At 31.8% G+C, this 25,786-nt stretch carries 25 protein-coding genes; 4 read left to right on the forward strand and 21 right to left on the reverse strand.

The window, feature by feature from the left end; translation table 11 throughout:
• The first annotated feature begins 373 nt into the window (after nucleotides 1-373).
• Together RYK99_RS05015 and RYK99_RS05020 are read left to right on the forward strand one after the other, a co-directional pair.
• Nucleotides 374-1,054 (forward strand): YdjY domain-containing protein, encoded by a 681-nt coding sequence (locus RYK99_RS05015; protein ID WP_314990701.1) that lies wholly within the window; start codon nucleotides 374-376, stop codon nucleotides 1,052-1,054.
• Nucleotides 1,055-1,079: 25 nt separating this feature from the next.
• Nucleotides 1,080-2,267, forward strand: a complete 1,188-nt coding sequence (locus RYK99_RS05020) for a TVP38/TMEM64 family protein (protein WP_314990702.1) — start codon at nucleotides 1,080-1,082, stop codon at nucleotides 2,265-2,267.
• 61 nt (nucleotides 2,268-2,328) lie between these two features.
• On the opposite strand, the gene RYK99_RS05025 is transcribed toward RYK99_RS05020, so the two are convergent.
• From RYK99_RS05025 to RYK99_RS05035, 3 genes are all read right to left on the reverse strand, one after another.
• Nucleotides 2,329-2,487, reverse strand: coding sequence for a hypothetical protein (locus tag RYK99_RS05025; RefSeq protein ID WP_314990704.1), 159 nt, complete (start codon nucleotides 2,485-2,487; stop codon nucleotides 2,329-2,331).
• Between the two features lie 140 nt (nucleotides 2,488-2,627).
• The gene (locus tag RYK99_RS05030) at nucleotides 2,628-5,168 is read right to left on the reverse strand and encodes an FtsX-like permease family protein (protein ID WP_314990706.1); all 2,541 of its coding nucleotides are present in this window, start codon (nucleotides 5,166-5,168) and stop codon (nucleotides 2,628-2,630) included.
• A 79-nt stretch (nucleotides 5,169-5,247) separates the two neighbouring features.
• On the reverse strand, nucleotides 5,248-5,949 hold the full coding sequence (locus RYK99_RS05035) for an ABC transporter ATP-binding protein (protein ID WP_314990708.1): 702 nt from the start codon (nucleotides 5,947-5,949) through the stop codon (nucleotides 5,248-5,250).
• A 183-nt stretch (nucleotides 5,950-6,132) separates the two neighbouring features.
• Here RYK99_RS05035 and RYK99_RS05040 point away from each other — a divergent pair, with 183 nt between their 5' ends.
• Nucleotides 6,133-6,492 carry a Spx/MgsR family RNA polymerase-binding regulatory protein gene (locus RYK99_RS05040; RefSeq protein ID WP_314990709.1) on the forward strand — a complete coding sequence of 120 codons (360 nt, stop codon included), beginning with the start codon at nucleotides 6,133-6,135 and terminating at the stop codon, nucleotides 6,490-6,492.
• Between the two features lie 137 nt (nucleotides 6,493-6,629).
• Entirely contained in the window at nucleotides 6,630-6,974 is a 345-nt protein-coding gene (gene rplS / locus RYK99_RS05045; RefSeq protein WP_003147874.1) for a 50S ribosomal protein L19, read from the forward strand.
• A 187-nt stretch (nucleotides 6,975-7,161) separates the two neighbouring features.
• On the opposite strand, the gene RYK99_RS05050 is transcribed toward rplS, so the two are convergent.
• The 18 genes from RYK99_RS05050 to RYK99_RS05135 form a co-directional block, all read right to left on the reverse strand.
• Nucleotides 7,162-8,235 carry a PTS sugar transporter subunit IIC gene (locus RYK99_RS05050; RefSeq protein WP_314990711.1) on the reverse strand — a complete coding sequence of 358 codons (1,074 nt, stop codon included), beginning with the start codon at nucleotides 8,233-8,235 and terminating at the stop codon, nucleotides 7,162-7,164.
• A gap of 153 nt (nucleotides 8,236-8,388) precedes the next feature.
• Nucleotides 8,389-9,648 (reverse strand): NAD(P)H-dependent oxidoreductase, encoded by a 1,260-nt coding sequence (locus tag RYK99_RS05055; RefSeq protein WP_314990713.1) that lies wholly within the window; start codon nucleotides 9,646-9,648, stop codon nucleotides 8,389-8,391.
• A gap of 17 nt (nucleotides 9,649-9,665) precedes the next feature.
• Complete coding sequence (locus RYK99_RS05060) at nucleotides 9,666-10,379, reverse strand: NADPH-dependent FMN reductase (RefSeq protein WP_399544084.1); 714 nt, start codon at nucleotides 10,377-10,379, stop codon at nucleotides 9,666-9,668.
• Nucleotides 10,380-10,436: 57 nt separating this feature from the next.
• Nucleotides 10,437-11,342 carry an FAD:protein FMN transferase gene (locus RYK99_RS05065; protein WP_314990715.1) on the reverse strand — a complete coding sequence of 302 codons (906 nt, stop codon included), beginning with the start codon at nucleotides 11,340-11,342 and terminating at the stop codon, nucleotides 10,437-10,439.
• Between the two features lie 578 nt (nucleotides 11,343-11,920).
• Nucleotides 11,921-12,217 carry a hypothetical protein gene (locus tag RYK99_RS05070; protein ID WP_314990716.1) on the reverse strand — a complete coding sequence of 99 codons (297 nt, stop codon included), beginning with the start codon at nucleotides 12,215-12,217 and terminating at the stop codon, nucleotides 11,921-11,923.
• Entirely contained in the window at nucleotides 12,217-12,909 is a 693-nt protein-coding gene (locus RYK99_RS05075) for an N-acetylmannosamine-6-phosphate 2-epimerase (RefSeq protein ID WP_314990719.1), read from the reverse strand. The genes RYK99_RS05070 and RYK99_RS05075 overlap by 1 nt, the downstream gene beginning before the upstream one ends.
• Before the next feature lie 4 nt (nucleotides 12,910-12,913).
• Nucleotides 12,914-13,741, reverse strand: coding sequence for a carbohydrate ABC transporter permease (locus tag RYK99_RS05080; protein ID WP_003147885.1), 828 nt, complete (start codon nucleotides 13,739-13,741; stop codon nucleotides 12,914-12,916).
• An 11-nt stretch (nucleotides 13,742-13,752) separates the two neighbouring features.
• Nucleotides 13,753-14,658, reverse strand: coding sequence for a sugar ABC transporter permease (locus tag RYK99_RS05085; protein ID WP_314990721.1), 906 nt, complete (start codon nucleotides 14,656-14,658; stop codon nucleotides 13,753-13,755).
• 73 nt (nucleotides 14,659-14,731) lie between these two features.
• Nucleotides 14,732-16,033 (reverse strand): extracellular solute-binding protein, encoded by a 1,302-nt coding sequence (locus RYK99_RS05090; protein WP_314990723.1) that lies wholly within the window; start codon nucleotides 16,031-16,033, stop codon nucleotides 14,732-14,734.
• Between the two features lie 54 nt (nucleotides 16,034-16,087).
• Nucleotides 16,088-17,191 carry a sn-glycerol-3-phosphate ABC transporter ATP-binding protein UgpC gene (locus tag RYK99_RS05095; protein WP_314990725.1) on the reverse strand — a complete coding sequence of 368 codons (1,104 nt, stop codon included), beginning with the start codon at nucleotides 17,189-17,191 and terminating at the stop codon, nucleotides 16,088-16,090.
• Nucleotides 17,192-17,731: 540 nt separating this feature from the next.
• Entirely contained in the window at nucleotides 17,732-19,048 is a 1,317-nt protein-coding gene (eno, locus tag RYK99_RS05100) for a phosphopyruvate hydratase (protein WP_048803384.1), read from the reverse strand.
• A gap of 66 nt (nucleotides 19,049-19,114) precedes the next feature.
• The gene (gene tpiA, locus RYK99_RS05105) at nucleotides 19,115-19,879 is read right to left on the reverse strand and encodes a triose-phosphate isomerase (protein ID WP_314990727.1); all 765 of its coding nucleotides are present in this window, start codon (nucleotides 19,877-19,879) and stop codon (nucleotides 19,115-19,117) included.
• Nucleotides 19,880-19,905: 26 nt separating this feature from the next.
• Nucleotides 19,906-21,102: a phosphoglycerate kinase gene (locus RYK99_RS05110; protein WP_314990729.1), complete on the reverse strand. Its 1,197-nt coding sequence runs from the start codon at nucleotides 21,100-21,102 to the stop codon at nucleotides 19,906-19,908.
• 95 nt (nucleotides 21,103-21,197) lie between these two features.
• Nucleotides 21,198-22,205: a type I glyceraldehyde-3-phosphate dehydrogenase gene (gene gap / locus RYK99_RS05115; protein WP_314990731.1), complete on the reverse strand. Its 1,008-nt coding sequence runs from the start codon at nucleotides 22,203-22,205 to the stop codon at nucleotides 21,198-21,200.
• A 13-nt stretch (nucleotides 22,206-22,218) separates the two neighbouring features.
• Nucleotides 22,219-23,241 carry a sugar-binding domain-containing protein gene (locus tag RYK99_RS05120; RefSeq protein ID WP_314990733.1) on the reverse strand — a complete coding sequence of 341 codons (1,023 nt, stop codon included), beginning with the start codon at nucleotides 23,239-23,241 and terminating at the stop codon, nucleotides 22,219-22,221.
• A 192-nt stretch (nucleotides 23,242-23,433) separates the two neighbouring features.
• Complete coding sequence (locus RYK99_RS05125) at nucleotides 23,434-24,060, reverse strand: exonuclease SbcC (RefSeq protein WP_314990735.1); 627 nt, start codon at nucleotides 24,058-24,060, stop codon at nucleotides 23,434-23,436.
• Nucleotides 24,061-24,158: 98 nt separating this feature from the next.
• Entirely contained in the window at nucleotides 24,159-25,121 is a 963-nt protein-coding gene (locus RYK99_RS05130; RefSeq protein ID WP_314990737.1) for an asparaginase, read from the reverse strand.
• A 15-nt stretch (nucleotides 25,122-25,136) separates the two neighbouring features.
• Nucleotides 25,137-25,712, reverse strand: coding sequence for a carbonic anhydrase (locus RYK99_RS05135; RefSeq protein WP_314990739.1), 576 nt, complete (start codon nucleotides 25,710-25,712; stop codon nucleotides 25,137-25,139).
• Nucleotides 25,713-25,786 lie beyond the last annotated feature (74 nt).

Consider the following 25,786-nt stretch of genomic DNA (forward strand, 5'->3'; position numbering starts at 1 on the left):
ATATCAGGTATTTATTTTTAACTTTTTTTGTCTCACATCATTTACAAATATACATTATAGTCGTTATCTTGTATTATTCAAGTTAATCTTTAATCGATAATGTTTATCAATTGAAATCTATTTATTTTTCTGTCATAATTATAATTATGAATATAAAAATTATGTTAATTTATTTATTCAATAAATTTATGATTTTTTAGTTTTTCAGCATATCTTTTATCAAAATAGAAAAATATTTTTTATATCATCTTTCAATATTTTTAACCTTTAAAATTAAATTTATAATATAATTCTTATAGATTATTGTTACCTTTTTATATAAATGTTATAATACAAATGTATAATAAAATTATAGAATAAGGGGGATTCGTTCATGAAACCAAAAAAATTATTATCAGTCCTTATGGCTGCTGGATTAGCATTTACTGCTGTTGGATGCAGTAGTTCATCTAATTCATCTTCACAAAATTCTAATCAACCAGCTGACTATGTAGCTGGAGTATCATTAGATAAACCAATAAAAATAGATAAAGAAGCAGGTACTGTTACTGTTCTTACAAAAATTAACGGTAAATACTTCGATGAAGCTACAAGACATAACTCTGTAGAACAAAGTGGTACAAATGGAGCTAAATCAATTTTTACAGCATTTGCGAAACCAGAAGAATTCTATAACGCTTTAATTGAAATTGGTGCAAAACCTGGAAATAATATGAATCCAAATAATGCAACTACTACTCACGTAGAAGGAACTCCAATCAAAGCAGAAATAACTTGGAATGGTGCAGAGAAAAAATATGATATCAACGAAGTTGTAAAAGATAGTAATGGAAAACAAATCGACTTCCGCTTCGGTGGTAACTTAGAGCGTGCAATTGACAAAAACACAGGATGTTTATCTTGTCTAGATAGTTGTCCAGTTGGAATTATCTCAAATACTACTTATACTTATGGAGCTGTTGAAACTCGTAAAGAAGTTAAATTTACTGGTAACGAGAATGTTCTACCTGAAGATGGTACATATGCAGCAGTAATTTACAGTATTAAAAAATAGTAATTGATAATTAAGGAGAAATTTAATGAAACGCTTAAGATTATTGTTCTATTTCACAAGTGTTGGTATAGCCGTTGGTTACTTCTTTGCTTTTCTACTGTTCTTCTTTACACAGTTTGAAATGCTAGCTGACCAAAGTCTTGTAATATTCGTTTGGACTGTTTACGGTATAATGACAGGACTATATTTCAAACGTATCAATCGAAAATACACATTCTTTATTATAGAAGCTATTATACTTCTTATGGCTATTTTTTCTGGTAAAACTAAAACTTTACTATATATAGCTCGTGAAGTACTACATGCAGGATCACTTAACCAAATTAAAACTCCGTTCATCATTGGTGTTATTATTATTAACTTAATAAACCTTTATATTGTTCTAACACTATCTAAATATCAAAAAGTTTATACTAAAGATGAACTTAAAGCGCTAAAACAAACAGAAGTAAAACTTAGTGACTTAAGAGAAGTAGATCCAGAAGAAGAGAAAAAATTAAAAGCACAACGTAAAAAAGTTAGATACATTACTCTTGCTTGCTTCGCAATCTTCTTTGCAGTTTATTTCACAGTACCAAGTTTTAAAACTGGTATTAATACAGCATTCGCTACATTATCTCAATTTGATACAAATGCAGTAATCGAATATTTACGAGGATGGGGAGCATGGGCTGCCGTTGTTTCTGGAGTTCTAATGGTCCTACAATCAATAGCTGCTCCAATTCCAGCTTTCTTAATCACATTATCTAACGCCGCTATTTTTGGTTGGGTAATTGGTGCAGTCCTATCTTGGTCAACTGCCATGATTGGTGCTGCGGTGTGTTTCTACATTGCTCGTGGATTAGGACGTGATGTTGTAGAAAAACTTACAAGTAAAGGTGCAATGGCTAGTATCGACGTATTCTTCGAACGATATGGGGATAAAGCTATCCTTATCTGTAGATTATTACCATTCATATCTTTCGACTTTGTTAGTTACGCTGCCGGCTTAACAAACATGAGTTTCTGGAGATTTTTCATTGCTACAGGTGTCGGACAATTACCAGCAACTATCGTCTACTCATACGTAGGTGGCACACTATCAGGTGGAGTTAGAAATATGTTTATCGGACTAATGTGCCTATTCGCATTATCTATCGTTATTGGAATCATGAAAAAAATCTATAGCGACAAACACAAAAAAGAAGAAGAACTTAGTGCCGCTTCTAACTAAATATTAAAATAAACAAAAGCAACTAGAGATAACGCATTCGTCTCTAGTTGCTTTTATACTATTAAATATCTATTCCTTTTTGACTCAACTGTCTCATAAAGAAGAATTTCTCTGTACAAATTTCTACTTCGTTTTCCGTAGTTAGTCTGTTATCAATATAAACATCTATTCCATCTACTATATATTTTGAATACAATTGTGCATCAAATTTATCAGCCATCGAAACCACGACAGCTCTATCTACTCTACCACCTCAACAAAACTGTTGAAACAGAGATACTAACACGTGTTTTTTATTTTTTTCATTTAATAATTTTTTTGCTTGATCATTAATTGTAATTTTCATTTTCTTCTCCTATTCTACTCTATTGCTTTTAGAGCTTCTACCATATTTACTTTTTTCAATTTTTTATGCATTACTATCATTACTACTATTGTAATGAATACCGTTATTCCAGATGCCAATAAATATACCACTAATGGTACCTTACTACTGAACATCATATCTCTTCCTGCGAGTTCTAAAATTATTTTCAAATACATCTTATATCCAAGATAATTACCTAAAATAATACCTACACCACTTAGATAAAAAATCTCTCTAAATACGTAAATCGTTACCTCACTTGGATAAAATCCGAGAACTTTTATCGTAGATAATTCTCTAATTCTTTCTGACACATTAACATTTATTAAATTGTACAACACCACAAGAGCTAATGTAACTGAACAAATTACCATTACCGCTACTATAATATCAATTCCTTTAATAAAATTATCTAGTATTTCTTGAATTTTCGAATTATCACTAATGTTTACGATATCGCTATTATTATGTAACTTGCTTACTACATTTTCTACAGTTTCTTTTCCGCCTGTAGTTTGTACTAAAAATGTATTGTCTTTATACTCTTTCTTAAAGATAGATTGATAGTAATTTTTATCAATGTATATCGTATGTCCGAAATAATTCTTATTAATCTCTCCTACCGTAAGTGTGTACTCCTTATTATTTACTACTACAGTGAAATTATCCCCTTTATTCAACTTGTGTAAGTATGCCAATTTTTCACTAACTACAGCTCCGTTTTCTGGGATACTTATATTATTATCACCATTATCTTTTAAAGTAATATAGTCCTTATATTCACTTTTGTCAACTGTAATTAACTGAGCAGAATCTACGATTTCATTATTACTCTCAAAAGTTGCAAGTTGAATATTTACTCTTGTATTAGCTTTAACATTCTTCTCTTCGCTAATCTCTTTTTGGAGTTTTTCTACACTTGTACTATCTATATAAGGATTATAAGTAGCTGCTATATCTACCTTGTTTATCACTTTAAACTGTTCTTTTGAAATATCAATAACACCATATCGAATACCAAAACCTATGAACATAAGGGTCAGACACCCCGTAACTCCAAAGATTGTCATCAACATTCTTATTTTATAACGGAAAATATTCCTAAATGTAACCTTTCTTAAAAAACTAAGTCTTGACCAGATGAATGGTACTTTCTCTAAGAATATCCTACTTCCTTTACTAGGTGCTTTAGGACGTAATAAGTACGCACTTTTCTCTCTAAGATTCTTTCTTAAAGGTATATAAATTGCTAAGCTTATACATCCTAATGAAATTATAAATGCTGCTATAAGAATACTTGAAGTATATACAATTTCCGGTTTATTAAATGTAAAAAATCTTGCGTATGAATTATATATTATTGGTACTATTACTAAATACGCTCCAATAATCCCTAAAATAGTTCCTACTAAGGTTGATAAACCTCCATAAACAAAATACTTCTTAGAAATCTGATAATTACTATATCCCAATGATTTAAGTGTTCCTATATTTATTCTATTCTCATCAATCATTCTAGTTAAAGTAGTTAATGAAACTAAGATTGATACTACGAATAAAAATATAGAAAAAACATTCGCAACAAATGTTAAACTACTTGCAGAATCTATAAACTGCGCATAATTTTTTAACCCTCTAATATTCTCTACTGAAAACCTTGGATAACTATCTTCTTTAAGACTTGTTCTTGCTATATTTAATTGTTTTTTATTATCATCAATCTCTTTTTGAGCTTTATTTAGTTTTTCTATTTGCTCATTATAATTTTTGCTATCAACATTTTTTAATAATTCTATTTTTGATTTAACAGCATTTAACTGTTCTTGTGCTTGATTTACAACTTTCTCATTTTCGTTTATTTTTTTATTATTTTTCTCTAAATAGCTTTTCTCATCTGCTTCCTGTTGAATTTTTAATTTTTCTATAAGAGCATCTCTTGTTTTATTAACTTCAGTTATATAATCTTTATCACTATATTTATAATTAATATTTTTTAATTTAATATTGACACCACTAACATTTTCAAATTTAAAGACGTTTCTTTTCACATATCCAAAATAATCTTTATTAGCTAGATTATTATTCGATACTTCTATATGATCTGCACCTTGTACAAAACCTACCACTCTAAATTTAAATTGTTTCAAAGTGTTACTATCATTATTACTTGAAACGAAAGAAATTTCATCACCAATTTTATAACTACCTTGAAGTGATTCTACTAAAGCTATTTCACTTTCATCACTAGGTAAAGTTCCTTCAACAACCTTAGGTAAAACTAATTTTTCAGGTATAGATTCAACATTTACGAATTTATTACTATTGGTGATTTGTAATTTTTTTATATAATAACTCTCACTTATATCAATATTATCAAAATCATTGATTATCTTCATATCTGAATCATTAACACCATAACTATGACTTACTCTCAAATCATACATCTTATGGCGCTCTATATGTTTATTATAAGTATTTACCATTGCAGGTGAAGTTTCTTTCAAACCTACAAATATAAAAACTCCCAGAAACATTATTATCATTATCGATATGAATTTTGACTTAGTCCGTGAGACTTCTCTTAATATATCTCTATTTATTGCTTTCATAATACTACCACTCTATCTCATCTATACTTTTAGGATTAGTATTTTGTGTTACTCTCTTTACTCTAGCATCATAGATTTCTATTACTTTATCAGCTGCTTCTGCAATAGAGCTATTATGAGTAATAATAATAACTGTTTTCTTCTCATCAACACTATATTTTTTTAATATATTTAATATATTTTTCCCAGTTTTATAATCTAAAGCTCCTGTCGGTTCATCACAAAGTAATAGTTTAGGGTTCTTAGCTATTGCTCTTGCTATAGCAACACGTTGTTGCTCACCTCCCGAAATTTGCGAAGGAAAATTATTCAATCTATTTTCTAAGCCAACAAGCTTCAATATTTCAATTGCATCTTTTGGTTGTTTTACTATTTGTTCTGCTAATTCAACATTTTCCAAAACAGTTAAATTTGGAATTAAATTATAAAATTGAAATACAAATCCTATATCTTCTCTTCTATATTTTGTAAGTTCGTCTTCATTCAAACCAACGATTTCTTTTCCAAAGACATTAATAGATCCTTTACTGGCATTATCCATTCCACCTATAATATTCAACAGTGTGCTTTTCCCAGCTCCACTAGGACCTAAAATTACTACAAACTCTCCTTCATTAATATCAAAACTAATAGCATCATTAGCTATAACTTTATTGCTATCTTCACCATATACTTTAGAAACATCTTTTACAATTATTTTTTGCATAGTATTTCTCCTTTATTCCTATAGTATAATTATATCACATATTATTTAATGTTTTAACTTAACCGCTTACTTTTAAACATTCCTACTAAACAGATTTCTTTACAGTAAAAAAATTTAGTATTATAATATCGTAGACTAGTAAATTTTTACTGAAATTTCTGATTACAATAGGAAGGAGAATATATGCTAAACATTTATGAATATCCAACATGCTCGACATGTAGAAAAGCAAAAAAACTATTAACTGAAAATAATATTGAAGCGACGTACTACAATGTAAAAGAAAAAACACCTACAGTAGACGAATTAAAAAAACTAATCGAAACATTCGACTTACCGCTAAAAAAATTATTTAATACTAGCGGTTTAGTTTACAAAGAACTAGGGTTAAAAGACAAGTTGGCTACATTATCTCTTGATGAGGCACTTCAACTACTTCATGAAAATGGAATGTTGATTAAACGACCACTTGCCTTCGATTTTAAAAACGACATTTTATTATTAGGATATAAAGAAGAAGTTTGGGAAAAAGCCCTTTTATAAAAAAATTATTAAATTATCTATTGATATTTATAAAAAATAATGTTATAATAGTCGAGATGTGAAAACATTAAATTACGATGTTCCTCTGTTAATCAAGCATTAATAAAGAACATTTTGTAAAAAAAGGAGAAAGAAAAATGAGCAAAATCATTGAAGCGATTACTAAAGCGCAATTAAGATCAGACATTCCTGAATTCAAAGCTGGGGATACAGTAAGAGTACACGTTCGTATCGTTGAAGGTGGACGTGAGCGTATCCAACAATTCGAAGGAGTAGTTATCAAACGTCGTGGTGGAGGAATCTCTGCTACTTATACTGTACGTAAAATTTCAAACGGTGTTGGTGTTGAAAGAACATTCCCTGTTCACACTCCAAAAGTTGAAAAAATTGAAGTTGTACGTAAAGGTAAAGTTAGACGTGCTAAATTATACTACCTACGTAACTTACGTGGTAAAGCTGCTCGTATTAAAGAAGTACGATAATAAGAAAAAGCTTAAAAGCCCTATTACATCTGTAACAGGGCTTCTTTTTTTTGCTTTGACCATGGTTTGACCATGTTTACCAAAAATTTAAAATTTATTCTTTATCTCTTTTATTTTTAATACCGTTCCAATGCCATAAGCATACAAAAAGAACTAACTATGTTTTCAATAGCTAGTTCTTAATATTTTATAGGTCTAATTTATAATCATCTGCTTTTACGAATCCTTTTTTCTCCATATAATAATACACTGCATATGAGATTATTGCTGGTAAAATAAAGTGTAACAACAATATTTCAATTAATAATACCGAATGAGAAACATGATTAGACATTGTTTGCCATGTCATAAGTTGTCCTACAAGTCCAGACGTCCCCATACCACCACCGGCAGGGTTATTCTCCATTCTACAGACAATTGTAGCAACAGGTCCTAGTATTGCACTAGCTACAATCGGCGGAATCCATATAACGGGTTTTCTCATAATATTCGGAACTTGCAGCATAGATGTTCCTAATCCTTGAGCAAACAGTCCATTCCAACGATTAGCTTTGAAACTTATTACTGCGAATCCAACCATTTGTGCTGCACAACCTACAGTTGATGCACCAGCAGCTATTCCAGATAATCCTAAAATAATCGACAATGCAGCAGAGCTTATAGGTAATGTCAAAATTATTCCCATAACTACTGATACAACTATCCCCATGATGAATGGTTGAAGTTCCGTCGCTTCTCTAATAAATGTACCCAAGATTTTCATACCTTTAATCAAGTATGGTCCTGTGAAATACGAAACTATCGCACCTATTATAATAGTAATGAATGGAGTAACTATTATATCAATCTTTGTCTTACCTGAAACTAATCTACCAATTTCAGCTGCTATAACAACAGAAATAAAAGCTCCTAGTGGATCACCAGACCCTGTAACAATTAATTTACCTTGTTCAACTAGGTGATTCGTCCCAAGATTAGAACCAAAAGCACCTAGAAAACCTACTACACCTGAAGCCAAAATTACTAACTTAGGTGCTTTTAAGGCATGTGCAACCCCTATACCAATTACCGGTCCTGTTAAAGCCATTGAAATCGTAGCTACAACAATAAGAAAACTATATAGAGTTCCACTTAAATTTATAGCTATTTGTTTAATAATTAATCCGATAATTAATGTACAAAACAAACCTAACGCCATCCCATTTAAGGCAACTATGAAATATCTGTGAAACAATCTTGATAATAAATTATTTTTATTCATATCAAACTCTCCGTATTTAGTAAAGACTATTTTACATTAATTGTGCTTATAATCTATTATAACTCATTTTTGATTATTTTTCTCTAAAAACACTCCTTGAAAAAGAAAAAAGGTTTAAGTAATTTTACCTAAACCTTTTAATATTTTCTATTATTATGCTGAAGCTCCGCTTGTTGCGTCTGCTGCTGGCGCTGCAGGTGCAGGTGCTGCTGCGTGACCGTGTCCAGCATCTGAAGCTCCACTTGTTGCATCTGCTGCTGCAGGTGCAGGTGCTGCTGCATATCCGTGACCTACTGGTACTCCATTTTTAACTAATGATTGACCAGTTTGTTTTAGGTACCAGTCAACGATTGGTTTGAAGTCTAAGATATATTCATTGATACCAGCGTATTTACCGTTTTTATCGTACATTGCTTGATAGTTGTGTACTACGTATTTATCTGGTCCATGAGTTGGAACGTGTGTACGGAATACATCGATTTGTCCTGAACGTAGTAATCCTACTAACCAGTTTACACTACCATAAACTCTTTCAGGGTGAACTTTTGCTAATGAGCATCCAACTTGACCTGGACGACGTTTTGCAAGCATTTCATAATCTTCTTTGTGGTAATTGTAGTAGATGAATTGGTTATTGCTGTCCGCATAAGTTAATTCCATTGGCATAGAGTTTAAGAAATAGTTAAGTTGATCTACTGTTAAAATACCGCGGTCAAGTTTAACATATGTATCTCCAGATACAGCATTAACTTTCTCAGCTGCTAATTCAACCCAGTTATCATCATCCATATCAACACCTTCAATTGTTGTATCACATTTTCCACTAGCTGTTAAGTCTTCTTTTGGTGTTGGTTTTCTTTCTGCTAATGATTGAGCTACTGTAGCAAATTTAACGAATTTAGTTAAGCACATACGTAAGTATCCTACTGTACGATCATCAACTAAGTTACCTTCAGCATCGAAAGCTTCTTTAGCTTTACCTAAAAGGAACTCATGTCCTGGGAATACAATCGCGTTTACACCTGGAGCGTCTAAAATTTGACGTAAGTGTAATTGAGCACGAGATGATCCTTGATCATAGTATGAAGCTCCAAGTACCATTACTGGTTTGTTTTCAAGTGGGTGTAATTCGAATGATAACCACTCTAATGCACTCTTAAGTGATGCAGTAATTGTGTGGTTGTGCTCAGGTGTAGCAATGATAACACCATCAGCTTGTAAAATTTTACGGTTCATTACTAATAAATCTTTGTTTTCTCTTGAATGATCTTCATCTTGGTTAAACATTGGTAAGTTAGTAATGTCTAATAATTCTAAAGTGAATAAATCTTTATATTCTTTTGCTATAAATTCCATTAATTTGCGGTTATAAGAAACTTCCGCGTTTGAACCTACGATTCCTACTAATTTCATGTGTCTACACTCCTATCCTATTTTAAATCTTCCCAAGAGAAGTTTTCAATTTCTTTTTCAGCTAATTTATGTGCATTAATTAATTTTTCAGTAATTTTAATGAATAATAAGAAGTCTGCAAATAAACTATCTAATTTAGCTACTGTTTCTGGATTAGAAATATCTCCAGCTTCGTCAAAAGCTTGTAAAGAATGCCCTAATAAAAACTCAGAACTTGGCATTACACGTGCTTTAACTTCTGGTGAATCCATCATTTGACGTAAGTGAGCTTGTGCACGAGATGATCCTAATGTTCCGTATGAAGCTCCTGTTAACATTACTGGTTTATCAAGTAATGGGTGGATTCCATAAGATAACCAAGCGACTGCACTCATTAATGATGCAGGAACAGCGTGGTCATACTCAGGTGAACTGATGATAACTCCATCTGCTGCTTCAATTTTAGCTGCAATTTCCTTAACTCCTTCAGGTAATTCTTTATTAGCTGGTTTGTTGAATAAAGGAAGATCTTTAATTTCAACTAATTCGATGTCAGCTTTACCTGCAAAATGTTTTTGAATATATTGTAAAAGTTGGCGGTTTGTAGATTTTTTAGAGTTTGTACCAACTAGACCAATTAATTTTACCATGTTTTTGTTTCCTCTCTCTTTTTTTGTACTATCTACTTTATTTGTATCTAGATTTTCTTGTCTTGTTTTTTTAACATTTTTTTTGTTTTTTACTTCAGCCACTTTAATAGAGCCTCCTTAAATTAATAGTATTTTCAGTATTCTTCAAGATATTATCAGCTAACATATTATTTTATCTAGCACTCCGCTTGTATAATAGATTTTACCTTCAATTGTTACAACAACACCTTCTATATCAGGCAAACTATCTATTTCATCCATAATATCTTCGACATTTTTTCCAAATAACCTTGTAGTCCAAATTTCTCCATCTACTGAGGCTGTTGAAATTATAGACAAACCTGCTACATTTGTTTCAACGGGATAACCAGTTTTCGGATTTAATATATGATGATAAGTTTTTCCGTTTTCTGTGTAATTACGTTCATAAATACCAGAAGTTACAACAGATTGATTTTTTATACCTATAGTAAATAAGTGATTCCCCCTAGGTTCCACAGGATTTTGAATACCTATGCGCCACATTAAATCTGGATTATGCTTAGCATCACCAAAAGTTAATACGTTACCACCTAGATTAATTAACCCCGCATCTACACCTCTTTTTTTCAAATATTCAATCATTAAATCAGCAATATATCCTTTTGCTACGGCACCTAAATTAATAGCCATACCTTTCTTCGCAAGATAGACAGATTGCTCTTCTTCATTGAGAATTATTTGATTAGGATCTGTTATTTCTAATAGACTATCAATTTCTTGTTTTGTTGGAACCTTGACATCATTAAATCCTATTCTCCATATCTGCACAATTGGTCCAATAGCTATGTTTAAAAAGCTATTAGGCGCACAGCTGTGAAATTTTCCAATTTTTATCAAATCAAATAAATCTGGATGAACTTTGACAGCTTTAATACCTGCATTATGATTTACAACCATAAGTTCAGAACTATCATCGTTTGCACTAAATCTATGCTCATACATCTTTAACATTTCCACAGCATCATCTAAAATATTTTCAGCATCAATGCTATCAAAAATAAGAATATCTATATGAGAACCCATTAATTTTAAGGTCTTTCTTCTTAAATTCATTTTTTTACACCTTACAATAAAAAATTTATTTGCTTAAGATAACTAAATATGTTGTATACATCTACAAGAAACCTGTTATTAAAAGACAAAGTAATAATAGATAATTAATACTTTAATTACATTATATAACAGAAATAACTTCAAATCAACAAAATATTTTAGTTGCAAACCATGATTTTAACTGCGTTTTCATTAAAAAACATAATAAAAATTAACTTGGTTAATTTTTATTTTTACAAAATAGACAAAAATAAAACCTCTCTCTTATAAATTCTTTCTTAATAAACCTTTGTTTAAAAGCGTTTAATTAAGTTTTTTTATTTATTAAAATAACTAATAAGTAAATAATATTTAATCTATAAAAATACAAATATTAGTTTTTAAAAAATCTATTGTATTAAAAAAATTTTAAATTTTCATTGATTTTCATTTTTAATTAGAAAATCAAAATGCAATTTTAAAATTAATATTACAATAAACAAAAAGCTATCAATTAGCTCTAAAACATGACAATACTTCATATTTCCAAACTAATCAATAGCTTTATTTTATTTTTTTATCTTTAACTTAATTTTTCTAATCGTAAAAATGAGTGCATTCATAACTATACTTGAAAATACTATTGGTAAATATACATTTAGAACTGATGCTCCAACTTCTTGTCCTTCAATCATTTTATAATATATCCCAATAAATAACACTACTAATGCTAGAGCATTTATCAATAATGGAGAAAGCCATATCTTTTTAAATGCTATATTCAATATATGTGTTATAAACCATGATCCAAGTATATACCATTTACTGTAGGTATACCAATATGCTAATAAAACTAATACACTCATTATCTCAACTCACTTAAAAATCTTGTTGCAATTTCTTGCGGTCTTGTTATCGCTCCACCAACAACTATACAATGCGCCCCCGCTTCAAGCGCTTGTTTCGCTTGTTGTGGAGTATGAATTTTTCCTTCTGCAATAACAGGTACTTTTACATTTTCTACGATTTCTCTTACTAAACTAGGATTAAATTGTTTAGAATCTTCAGTATATGGAGTATAACCATTCATTGTTGTTCCTACAAAATCAACTCCTGCTTTTTCTGCTTCTATCGCTTCTTCCAAATTAGAAATATCTGCCATTAATAAGACATTAGGATATTTTTCTTTTATCTCTTTAACAAATTCACTCGGAGTTTTACCATCTCCTCGTTCTCTATTTGTACAATCTAGAGCTATTATGTCAGAATTAACTTCCACCAATTTATCTACCTCATCCATTGTAGCTGTTATATAAGAAGCATAGCCCTCATATGATTTTTTAATTATACCAATTACAGGTAAGTTAGTTTGTTCTTTTATTTGTTTAATATCTAAAACACCTTGGGCCCTGATAGCTTTTACACCTGCATTTTTTACAGCTTGTGCCATTAAGCACATTACTCCACCTTCTTCTCTATATAAAGCTTCTCCTGGTAGAGCTTGACAAGAAACTATCATTTCTCCTTTTAGATATTCTATTAATTGTTGTTTCTCCATAAGATTATCCTTTCACGGCTCCTAAAGTAACACCTTGAGTAAAGTAATTTTGGAAACAGATAAACACGATTATCATAGGTAATGATGCTAATGATGCCCCTGCCATTAGTAGTCCATAGTCATTAGAGAACTCTTGTCCTTGTGCTAACGCCGCTAATCCTAATGGTAATGTAGACATATCAGGTGTGTTAGAGAAGATTAATTGTGAGAAGTAATCATTCCAACTAGCTATAAATGTAAAGATTGCTAACGCACCAATACCCGGTTTAATAATCGGTAATGCAATGTTCATAAATGTTCTTACTTCACCGCAACCATCAATTCTTGCTGATTCAAGTAATTCTGTTGGAATTGCTTGTGAGAATTGTCTCATTAAGAATACTCCAAATGGCCATCCTACCGCTGGTAAAATCAATGCATAGTAAGTATTCATTAAGTTAAATTCAGTAATTAAGTTTAATAAAGGTATTAAAATTACTTGTTTTGGTAATGCCATCGCCGCAACAAAGACCATGAAAATTACTTTAACACCTGGGAAATTTTTCTTAGCTAATGCATATCCTGCTAATGCTGATGTTGCACATACTAAGAATGTTGTCATTACCGAAATAAATACTGAGTTGAAAAACCATCTTAGAGTATTTGATGTAAATAACTTATTATAATTTTCCAAAGTTGGAGATGTCGGCCACCATTCAGGTGGTATTGTTATAGCTACATCTTGTAACTTAAACGATCCCGATGCAATCCAGTAGAATGGAAATATAAAGAATATAGTTAATCCAATCAATATTATCATAGATACTATTTTAAAAATACTAATACTTTTCATCCTAAATCCTCCTAATCATTGTCTGTAGATAGAAACTTGAATTGCAAGATAGAAATTATTCCAATAATTACCGCAAGGATAATACCCATCGCACTAGCTACACCATGATTTCCGTTTTTAATTGCTGCTTCATATACTAAATACATAATTGTACTTGTTCCGTAGTTCGGTCCCCCAGCTGTTAATAACTGAATTAAGGCGAAAATTTGGAACGAGTTAATTGTTGTTACAACAACAATATATAATGTTGTTGGTTTAATAAGCGGCCAAGTAATTTTTGTAAATACTTGCCATTTTGTTGCTCCGTCAATTTCAGAAGCTTCCAATAATTCTTTTGGTACGTTACCTAATGCAGCCACATAAAGAATTATCGGTTGTCCTAACGAAGTAGTAATAAGAATCGTAATAATAGCATATAATGCCGTTTTCGGATTCCCTAACCAATCGACATTTTCATTAATTAAGTGCATAGACTTAAATACATAGTTTAAAATTCCATATTCTGGATGATAAATCCAAGCCCAAACTACTGTTACAGAAACTACAGAAGAAATAGCTGGTATATAGAATACCCCACGGAAAAATGATCTTACAACAGCACTCTTATTATAAATTGTTACCGCAACAAATATTGAAACTAATACAACTATCGGGACTGCAACTACAGTTACAACAACTGTATTAACAAGAGATTTCATGAATGGTTCATGGATTGTTGCTCCATTCCCACTGAATAATAAATCTGAATAGTGTTTTAATCCGACAAATACTGGATTTTTCTTAGCAAAACTATATAATGATAACTGAAGTCCACGTAACATCGGGACTAAAACGAATGTTATGAAAAATATACTTACCGGCAAAATAAACAAATATGCACTAAAGTCTATTTTTTTTCTTTTCTTAGTAGTCTTCATAACTCCTCCTAAAAAGTTTTTTATTTTATCTTAAAAAGGGATAGAAGCAACTCTATCCCCTTTATACGTCAAATTACAATGCTTCTTTTATTGTTTTATTTGCATCTTCAACAAATTTATCTAATCCTTCTTTAGGTGAAGTTTTTCCGTTTAATACACCTTGAACCATATTGAACCAAAGTGGTCTCATTTTAGCAAATCCAGGAATTGTGTTATAGTATGTTCCATATTGACTTGTTAGACCTTCAGCGAATTTAAGTTCTTCTGAATCGTATAATCCTGTTTCACCTTTTTTAGCTGAGAAGTTACCAGATGCTAATAGAGTACGTTTACCCCAATCTTTATCATTTACCATGAAGTCAACGAATTTTTTAGCTGCTGCTGCTTTATCTACATCGCCATTATCGAAGATAGCTGGTCCAGCTACTAAGTAGTCATATTTAGCTTTTCCACCATTATTAGGGAATGGTAAGAATTTGTAGTTAAATCCTGATGCATGTGATGCTGCGATACCAGGAGAGAATAGAATTGTAGTTGCTGCACGCCCTGATTTGAATGCTTCTAGAGCATCTTTAGCTTCTAAGGCAACACCTTGACCTAATAAACCTTCATCATATGCTTTTTTAACCCATTCTAAACCTTTAACACCATTAGCGTCATTGATTGTATATTTACTGTTCGCATCATCAGTAATCCAAGAGTTGTATAAGTTTGCTACGAATGCTCTTGGCCCTTGGTCTCCTGCTTGTGATTTAGTGTAGAATAAAGCCGGAGTAATGTTTGAATCTTTTTGTTTAACTGCTTTTAAGAATTTTTCATATTCTTCAACTGTCCAACTTCTATCTTGTTTGTTAAGAGGTAGAAGATCTGTTACACCTAATTTATCAGTTAAATCTTTGTTTACACCCATTAAGAATGGTGCCACCCCTTGTGGGTACATGTATAGTTTATCTTTGTAACTAGATGCTTTAACTGCTGCTTCATTTAATTTTGATTTATCAACATCATCTAATGGAACTAATAAATCTTTCGCCGCCCAAGCAATTACACGACCTGGTGCATCGTAAATTACGTCTGGAGCAGTTTTTGATTGAATAGCTGTTTCTATTTTAGCTGGTCCATCTGTAAATTCTATTTTTTGATAATTTACTTTAATATTTGGGTTTTTCGCTTCGAAAGCTTTAATTAAAGCTGCATCGAAATCCTCAGTTTTCTTAAATTCTTTATCTTTAGTGAATTGTGGGAAGTCCCAATAAGTAATTTCTACTTTTTTATTCGGGTCAGCTTGTTTTTCTTCTTTTTTACCACCCACACACCCTGTTAAAACAAGTGCAGTTGTTGCCGCTACAGCAAACAGCTTATTTATTTTTCTCATAATATGAGCCTCCTTATTATTTTTTGTTTTTAAAAATTTGACGTCTTATTTAAACTAGTCTAAAATACTAAGCTCAGTATCTACATCAAAGAAGTGAGCTCTATTCATATCTAGCGCAAAAGTTAATTCATCACCCATTTTAATATTTTGTCTTGAGTGTACAATTGCTTTGATATTTTCTCCATTTAAATCAGTATGAACGATATATTCAGAACCTAATAACTCAGCCACAATTACTTTTGAAGTAATTTTGGCATGTGAATAAGTTTCTAATACTAACGGATCATTTGAAATATTTTCAGGTCGAATTCCTAAAACCACTTCTTTCCCTTCGTATCCTAATTCTTTTAATTTTTCATAATATCCAACAGGAATCTCAATATTCCCACCACCTTTTGTAACAAAGTTACCTTCTACAACTTTTCCTCTCATGAAGTTCATAGTTGGTGCTCCGATAAATCCAGCTACAAAAAGATTTTCAGGATGATCATAAATATCTTTCGGACTTCCTACTTGTTGAACTACACCTTTTTTCATTACAACAATTCTATCAGCCATTGTCATAGCTTCAGTCTGATCGTGTGTTACATAGATTGTAGTTGCACCTAAAGTATTGTGGATTTTAATGATTTCCGCTCTCATATTACTTCTTAATTTAGCATCTAAGTTAGATAGAGGTTCATCCATAAGGAAAACTTTAGGACTTCTAACTATTGCACGTCCAAGCGCAACCCTTTGTCTTTGACCACCAGAAAGTGCTTTAGGTTTTCTATCTAAAAGTTCTTCTAATCCTAAAATCTTTGCTGCTTCTTCTACTTTAGCCTTAATTTCCTCTTTTGGAACTTTTCTTAATTTTAAAGCGAATGCCATATTATCAAAAACTGTCATATGTGGATACAACGCATAACTTTGGAATACCATTGCGATATCTCTATCTTTAGGTTCAACATCATTAACTAATCTATCCCCTATATAAAATTCTCCTTCAGTTATGTCTTCTAGACCAGCAATCATTCTAAGTGTTGTAGATTTCCCGCATCCAGATGGTCCAACAAAAACGACGAATTCTTTATCAGCTACTTCTAAATTAAAATCCGTTACCGCGCAGAAACCATTATCATATTTTTTATAAATATTTTTTAATGATAAACTTGCCATATTAGCCTCCTGTTAATTTAATATTTATCTTTTCTCTAAAATAGTACCATATTTGAAACCGCTTGTAAAGATTTTTATTCGTTAATTTAATGTTGTAACTTTCAAAATAATCCATTATTTTTTTATTTCATTTAAACAATAATCAAACTTTAATGATTATAAAATATGAATAATTCGATTAAAAGAAACATTAAAACAGATAAAACAAACAATTTAATGTTTTTATTTTAATTATATTTATTTAATTATTTACATTCTAAATTTAACACATTAACACTAATATGATTTTTAACATCTTTTTAAAATATCTAAATTTATCGATTTTCAATTTCAAGTTACCTTTTAGTTTATTACAGAGTATTGTAATCGTTTTACAAGTTTATATTTTATAATAAATTAATCAAATACTTAATTTATTAAATTCAATCTATTTTAAATATTCCTTAATATTTTTTTATAATTTAATAAGTAAGAACATAATTTTTTACATATAAAAAAAAGCAAGAGCCTTTAGCTCTTGCTTCTTATAAAATATTCTAATTAGCGTTTGATGTTGTAAAATGCTTGAACACCTGGGTATACAGCTGTAGCATCTAATTCATCTTCAATACGTAATAATTGGTTGTATTTAGCAATACGGTCTGTACGGCTAAGAGAACCTGTTTTGATTTGTCCTGCGTTAGTTGCAACTGCGATATCTGAGATTGTAGAATCTTCAGTTTCTCCAGAACGGTGAGAAATTACAGCTGTGTAACGAGCACGTTTAGCCATTTCAATAGCGTTTAGAGTTTCAGTTAAAGTACCGATTTGGTTAACTTTGATTAGGATTGAGTTACCAACACCTTGTTCGATACCTTGTGATAATTTTTTAGTGTTAGTTACGAATAAATCGTCCCCTACTAATTGTACACGGTTACCGATACGGTCTGTAAGTAATTTCCATCCTTCCCAGTCATTTTCATCCATACCATCTTCGATAGTGATGATTGGGTATTTGTTTACTAATTCCTCTAAGTAATCAACTTGTTGTGCTGAAGTACGAACTGCTCCACCTTCACCTTCGAATTTAGCGTAGTTGTATACTCCGTTTTCATAGAATTCAGAAGACGCACAGTCAAATCCTAAGAATACATCTTTACCTGGTTCTAATCCAGCAGCTTTAATTGCAGCTAAAATAGTTTCAACAGCATCTTCAGTTCCTTCGAATGTTGGAGCGAATCCACCTTCGTCACCTACTGCAGTTGATAAACCACGGTTGTGTAATAATTTAGCTAAGTTGTGGAATACTTCAGCTCCCCAACGTAAAGCTTCTTTGAATGTAGGAGCACCTACAGGTAAGATCATGAACTCTTGGAATGCGATTGGAGCATCTGAGTGAGATCCACCGTTTACGATGTTCATCATTGGAGTTGGTAATTCTTTAGAGTTAGTTCCTCCTAAGTATCTGTATAGAGGTACTCCTAAAGAATCAGCTGCAGCGTGAGCTACTGCTAAAGATACACCTAAGATAGCGTTAGCTCCTAGACGTCCTTTGTTTTCAGTTCCATCTAATTCGATCATAGCGTAGTCAATTCCTACTTGATCAAATACGTCGAATTTACCTTCTAATAAAGGTGCGATTTCTTCATTAACGTTAGTTACAGCTTTAGTTACACCTTTACCTAGGTAACGTCCTTTGTCTCCATCACGTAATTCAACTGCTTCGTATTGTCCAGTTGAAGCTCCTGATGGTACTAATGCACGTCCAAATGCTCCTGATTCAGTTGTTACTTCAACTTCTACAGTTGGGTTACCACGTGAATCTAAAACTTCTCTTGCATATACTTCTGCGATAATATCAAATGTTTTTGCTAACATTAACTTTCTCCTTGTTGTTTAAATTTATAATTCTATTATACTATAATTTATTTATTTTTGCTAAAATTAAGCTAATTTTCCACCTTCTAGAAGTGCTAAGAATGATTCAGCTTCTAGAGATGCACCACCTACTAATGCACCATCAACATCTGGGCAAGATAGGTATTCTTTAACGTTTTCAGGTTTAACTGATCCACCGTATTGAATACGAACTTTTTCAGAAACTTCTTTACCGTATAATCCTTCAACTACATCACGAACTGCTTTACACATTTTTTGTGCATCTTCTTTTGTAGCAGATTTACCAGTTCCGATAGCCCAGATTGGTTCATAAGCGATTACTGATGAAGCTACTTGTTCAGCTGTTAAATCAGCTAAAGCACCTTTTACTTGAGCTCCTACGAACTCAGCTGCTTTTCCTGCTTCGTATGTTTCAAGACTTTCTCCACAGCAGATGATTGGTAATAATCCATTAGCGAAGATAGCTTTTGCTTTTTTGTTAATATCTTCATCTGTTTCGTGGAAGTAATCACGACGTTCAGAGTGACCGATTACTACATAGTTTACTCCCATTTCAGATAATACTTTAGGTGAAGTTTCACCTGTGTAAGCTCCTGAATTTTCAAAGTAACAGTTTTGAGCTGCAACTTTTAATCCAGTTCCTTCTGCCGCACTAAGTACTGCACTTAAATCTACAGATGGAGCTGCAATTCCTGCTTCTACTTTATCTGATGATGGTAATTTTCCAGCAAGAGCTTCAACAAATGCTTTAGCTTCTTCTGGGTTTTTGTTCATTTTCCAGTTTCCTGCGATAAATGGTAATCTTGACATGATGTTACTCTCCTTGAGTTTTAAAATTATTTATTAGATAATGAATCAATTCCTGGTAATACTTTTCCTTCTAGATATTCTAGAGATGCTCCTCCACCTGTTGAGATGTGTGAGAATTTCTCAGCATATCCTAAAGAAATTGCTGCTGTAGCACTATCTCCACCACCGATAATAGTAGTAGCACCTTCTAAGTTTGCGATAGCTTCACAAACACCAATTGTACCTTTAGCAAAGTTAGGCATTTCAAATACACCCATAGGTCCATTCCAAATTACAGTTTTTGCTCCTTCAAGAGTGCTCTTGAATAATTCAACAGATTTCGGCCCGATATCTAATCCTTCTTCATCAGGTTGGATATCACCTTGTGCTACACGACTTGGTGCATCGTTAGAGAATTCTTTAGCTACTACTGTATCGATTGGTAATACTAATTTTTCTCCAGCTTTGGCCATTAATTCACGAGCATATTCAACTTTATCATTTTCACAAAGTGAAATTCCAATTTCTTTACCTTGTGCTTTCATGAAAGTATAAGCCATACCTCCACCAATAATTACTTTATCGGCTTTTTCTAATAAGTTTTCAATAACTGCAATTTTATCAGAAACTTTTGCTCCACCTAAGATTGCAACAAGAGGTCTTTCTGGATTATCTACTGCTCCTCCGATAAATTTAATTTCTTTATCAACTAAGAATCCTGAAGCAGAGTTTCCTTCACCAATGTTAGATGCAATACCTACGTTTGAAGCGTGAGCACGGTGAGCTGTACCGAATGCATCGTTTACGAATACATCTCCTAGAGAAGCCCAGTATTTAGCAAGTTCTGGATCATTTTTAGATTCTTTTTTACCATCTACATCTTCGAAACGAGTGTTTTCGAACATTAAGATTTCTCCATCTTTTAATCCTTTAACTGCTTCTTCTAATTCTGCTCCACGTGTTTCAGCTACGAATTTTACTTCTTTACCTAATAATTCTGATAATCTAACAGCAACTGGCGCTAAACTTTTAGATGCTTTGTCAGCTTCTTCTTTAACACGTCCTAAGTGTGAGAATGCTACTACTTTAGCACCTTGATTTAAAGCATACTCAATAGTTGGTAATGCTGCAGTAATACGATTATCGTTTGTAATTTCACCATCTTTTAATGGCACGTTGAAATCAACACGCATTAAGACAGTTTTCCCTTGTAAGTTACCTAAGTCTTTGATAGATTTCTTCATGGAAAGCTCCTTTAATTTATATTTAGAATATATGAGACAAGATATAAGTCACTTATGACTTATATCTTATCTATTCTTCTATTACCTATTATAGATTATTTAATTAATCCTGCAAAGTATTTTAATGTTCTTACTAATTGAGAAGTGTAAGACATTTCGTTGTCATACCAAGAAACAACTTTAACTAATTGTTTGTCTCCAACTGTTAATACTTTTGTTTGAGTTGCATCGAATAATGATCCGTATGAGATACCTACGATATCAGAAGATACGATTGGATCAACGTTGTATCCGAATGATTCGTTAGCTGCAGCTTCCATAGCAGCGTTAACTTCTTCAGCTGTAACAGTTTTTTCAACTACAGCTACTAATTCAGTTAATGAACCTGTTGGTACTGGTACACGTTGAGCAGCTCCATCTAATTTTCCGTTTAATTCTGGGATTACTAATCCGATTGCTTTAGCAGCACCAGTTGTGTTAGGTACGATGTTTTCAGCTGCTGCACGAGCACGACGTAAGTCTCCACCACGGTGAGGAGCGTCAAGTGTGTTTTGGTCTCCAGTGTATCCGTGGATTGTAGTCATTAATCCTTCAACTACTGTGAAGTTATCGTGTAAAGTTTTAGCCATTGGAGCTAAACAGTTAGTTGTACAAGAAGCACCTGAGATAACTGTTTCTGTTCCGTCTAGAGTTTCGTGGTTTACGTTGTAAACGATAGTTTTAACGTCGTTTCCACCTGGAGCTGAGATAACAACTTTTTTAGCTCCTGCTTGGATGTGAGCTTCAGCTTTTTCTTTAGAAGTGAAGAATCCAGTACATTCTAATACTACATCGATTCCTAATTCTCCCCATGGTAATTCAGTTGGGTTAGGGTTAGCGAATGCTTTGATTTCTTTTCCATTTACTACTAAGCTTCCTTCAGTTGCTGATACTTCTCCGTCGAAACGACCTTGAGTTGTATCATATTTTAATAAGTGAACTAGTTGGTTAACTGGTGTTAAGTCGTTAATCGCTACTACTTCAATTCCTTCTACGTTTTGGATTCTTCTTAAAGCAAGACGTCCGATACGTCCAAATCCGTTAATTGCTACTTTTACTGTCATTTTTTAGTTCCTCCTAAAAATTTTTATTAACTTTTTTTATTATTTTTTTGCAAATAGCCTCGTCAATAATTAGTGTCGCATTTGCCGGTCTAGTATTTAGATAACTGAATACTGCATCAGTTTTTTCTTCTCCACCAACTATCGTAAAGACATTATCAATGCCATCAACATCTTTAAAACTCATACCTATAGTAGAGGTTTTAAATATTTCACTGCCGTTCTCATCGAAATAACTTCCAAATGATTCACAAACAGCATTTTTTTCTTCCAATACTTTCAAAATATCTTTAGAAGATTTTCTTCTATTCGCCATTTCAAAAGCATTCCCTATACTATGGATAATTATCGATGTTTTACCTATAACATCTAGAGCATTTTTTACGACTGGTTCTTTTACAAGTTCTTCTAATGCTTTTTGCCCTATATTATCTGGGGCATGTAATAGTTGATAATTATGCCCAGAGTTTTTGGCCATCTTAGAGGCTATATCATTGGCTTGATATTCTGTATTTACTACAGATAGTCCTCCTCTGATAGGCGTTATAGTAACATCTTTTCCATAACCAAATGTTTCATTAGCTCTGCCGGCTATGTAATACATCGTACTACCACCGCTGACTCCAATTACGCATTCTTTAGTTATCTTAGCATTAACCTTATCCAAGAGTAAGTTAGTCATTTCTTCTCTAGTGGCTTCATTATTAATAAAGTCACCTGCTACAATATGAACTTGTTTTATTGAAAAATGATTTTTTATAAAACTTCTTTCTTTGGCAAAAGCATCATTAATAACTGATTCTTTTATCTCCAATAAAAGCTCTTCTCCTTTTTCTGTAAGATTCATTCCCGTAGCCTTTTTTGTTATTAGCCCTAACTTGGATAAAACTTCACATTCTGTACGTAATTGTCTTTCCGTCATATTTATAAAGTTTAATAATGTTTTTCGACCTACTGGTTGATTAACTTTTATTGCAATAAGCAATTCATACCTATTACTAAACTTCATAAACATATCAGGTACAAGTCTACTTTGCATATGTAACAAATGTAAAATATCCATCTTATGTTTCCCCTGTTTATTCGAAAGTTTATCTATGGACAACCTCTGTCCAGTCAGGTCGTTTTTTGACCAACTTATTTCAAAAAAATAAACTTTCTGATTAAAATTATATCAAAGACCTATATAAAAATCAAGTCTTTTAAATAAATTTTAATCAAAAAATTCATCTTATTTTAATATCGTTAATAATTCTATCAGAATAATGAAATAAAATACAAAGATCATTTCATATTCTTTATAATCAACTGGTAAATTAGAAATATATTGGCTAGGGTAGTTGACCTCTATATCTTTTTTCAGATTTTCAACATTTAAGTTATCAAAGTTGTATCTAACTAATAACTCATTCAACTCTTTATCGCTATAGTAAAATATTTTTTTCACTTTCGAAGAAAATAGACTATCAGCTAGTGTAACATTTTCTATAACTGATAAAACAGATAATAAGTCACGTTGCCCATTTTTTGAATTCCCTGCTATAACTCCATACAATTTTTGTAATAACAGTCTAGGAATTTTGTATTTTAATTCCAATACTTCAAAATCAATTGTTTCAATTTTTTTCTTATTTTTTGATTCTTTTACAGGCTTTGTATCATTTGTTTTTCCGCCATCTTTTACAACAAAAACTACGAATTCATCAACTATTTCAATTATTTCATTTTTATTAAACTCAACTTTTCCATTTAAGTTCTCTAATGTTTTTTCTTGATCTATTTTTTGGTATGGTCGCTTAAATTTATTATCCTCTAATAGATAAAATCCTCTATACGACTTATGATATTTAAATTTCAACTCTACACCTCTTTCCTAATTTTAATCATTTAATATACTACCATAATTATAAAAAATATTCAACCTTCTTCATATTTCAATAACTTCCCCAATTATTTCTAAAAATAATTTTTTAAATTATCAAAATCGACTCCCGCTTCTAATAAAACTAATAACTTAATTCTAGCTTTCTGTCCACTAAGTCCTGTTGTAAAAATAACTCCATCTTGTTGGAATCTCTTACCGCCACCTTCATAATCATATACATCTTGAGTAACGCCATTAAATGCACGGGAAACAAATACTACTGGTATTTTCTTCTTAATACATTCTCTTATCGCTGGAACAGTCCTTGGCGGTAAATTACCAGCACCTAGAGCTTCAATTACTAACCCATCAGCTCCAAGATTTGCGACTGCATTAATAAGCTCATCTCCCATACCAGCATACGCCTTTAATAAGTACACTTTCTTACCAAAAACATTTACATCGTAATGTTCTTCATTTATTAATTTTTGGAAATAAATTACAGTATTTTTAGATACTAATCCTATAGGTCCAAAAGTTGGTGTTTGGAAAGTCGCTACATTTGTAGTATGTGTTTTAGTAACATAAGTAGCTGTATGGACCTCATCATTCATAACTACTAATACACCTTTATCACAACTTTCATCACTAACAGCAACTACTAAAGAACTTCTTAGATTAGCAAGTCCATCCGCTCCTATTTCATTACTAGAGCGCATCGCTCCTGTTACCACTACTGGAATATTCACATCTAAAGTTAATTCTAAATAATACGCAGTTTCTTCAAGCGTATCAGTCCCATGTGTAACTACTACGCCATCATAGCCTTGTGTTACCGCTTCTAGTATCCTATTCTTTATACCTAACATTTCATGTTCTGTTATCTGAGGAGAAGCAAGATGATATAAATCTTCAACTACTAAATCTCCAATATAAGAAAACATACTTCCTCCAACACCAATTGGATTCTTATCAGTCGGCGAAACTTTACCCGTTGTTTGATCTTCACTCATAGAGATTGTTCCACCTGTATTCAAGATTAATATTTTCTTCAACTTACTATCCCCTTTCTATTTTCTTAGATTTTCATAACCATTAACAACTAAATCAACTTTCCCATTACTTGGATTTATTACTAATCCATGCACAGGAACATCTTTTGGTATTAATGGATGATTCATAATCATATTGACATCATGTCCGACACTCTCCTCAACATCATCAAATCCATGTAACCACGTATTTAAATCAAGTCCAGAGTATTGTAAAATATCAAGTGTTTCTTTTCCAACACCTCTATTTTTCATTTTTTCCATAATTAGATTAGTATCAATATTTTGCATACCACAGTCGTGATGCCCCATAACTATAATCTCATCTGCTTTCAACATATACACTGCTATTATCAAACTTCTCATAATCGATCCAAAAGGATGAGTTAATATAGCACCTGCATTTTTCACAACTTTAACGTCTCCTGAAGATAGATTCAAAGACTTTGTTGCAAGTTCAACTAACCTTGTATCCATACACGTAAACATTACTACTCTCTTAGCTGGATATTTATCTTCTGTCTTATATTTTTCATACTCTTCGAATTTAACAAAATACTCATTGTATTCTAACATTGAATCTAACAGTCTCATATCTTAACTCCTTTTGAAAATAATCATTTAAATTTTTCTTATATTTTCATTATACTATACTTCATGCTTAACGT

It is taken from the genome of uncultured Gemella sp. (assembly GCF_963537375.1).
Lineage (GTDB): Bacteria > Bacillota > Bacilli > Staphylococcales > Gemellaceae > Gemella.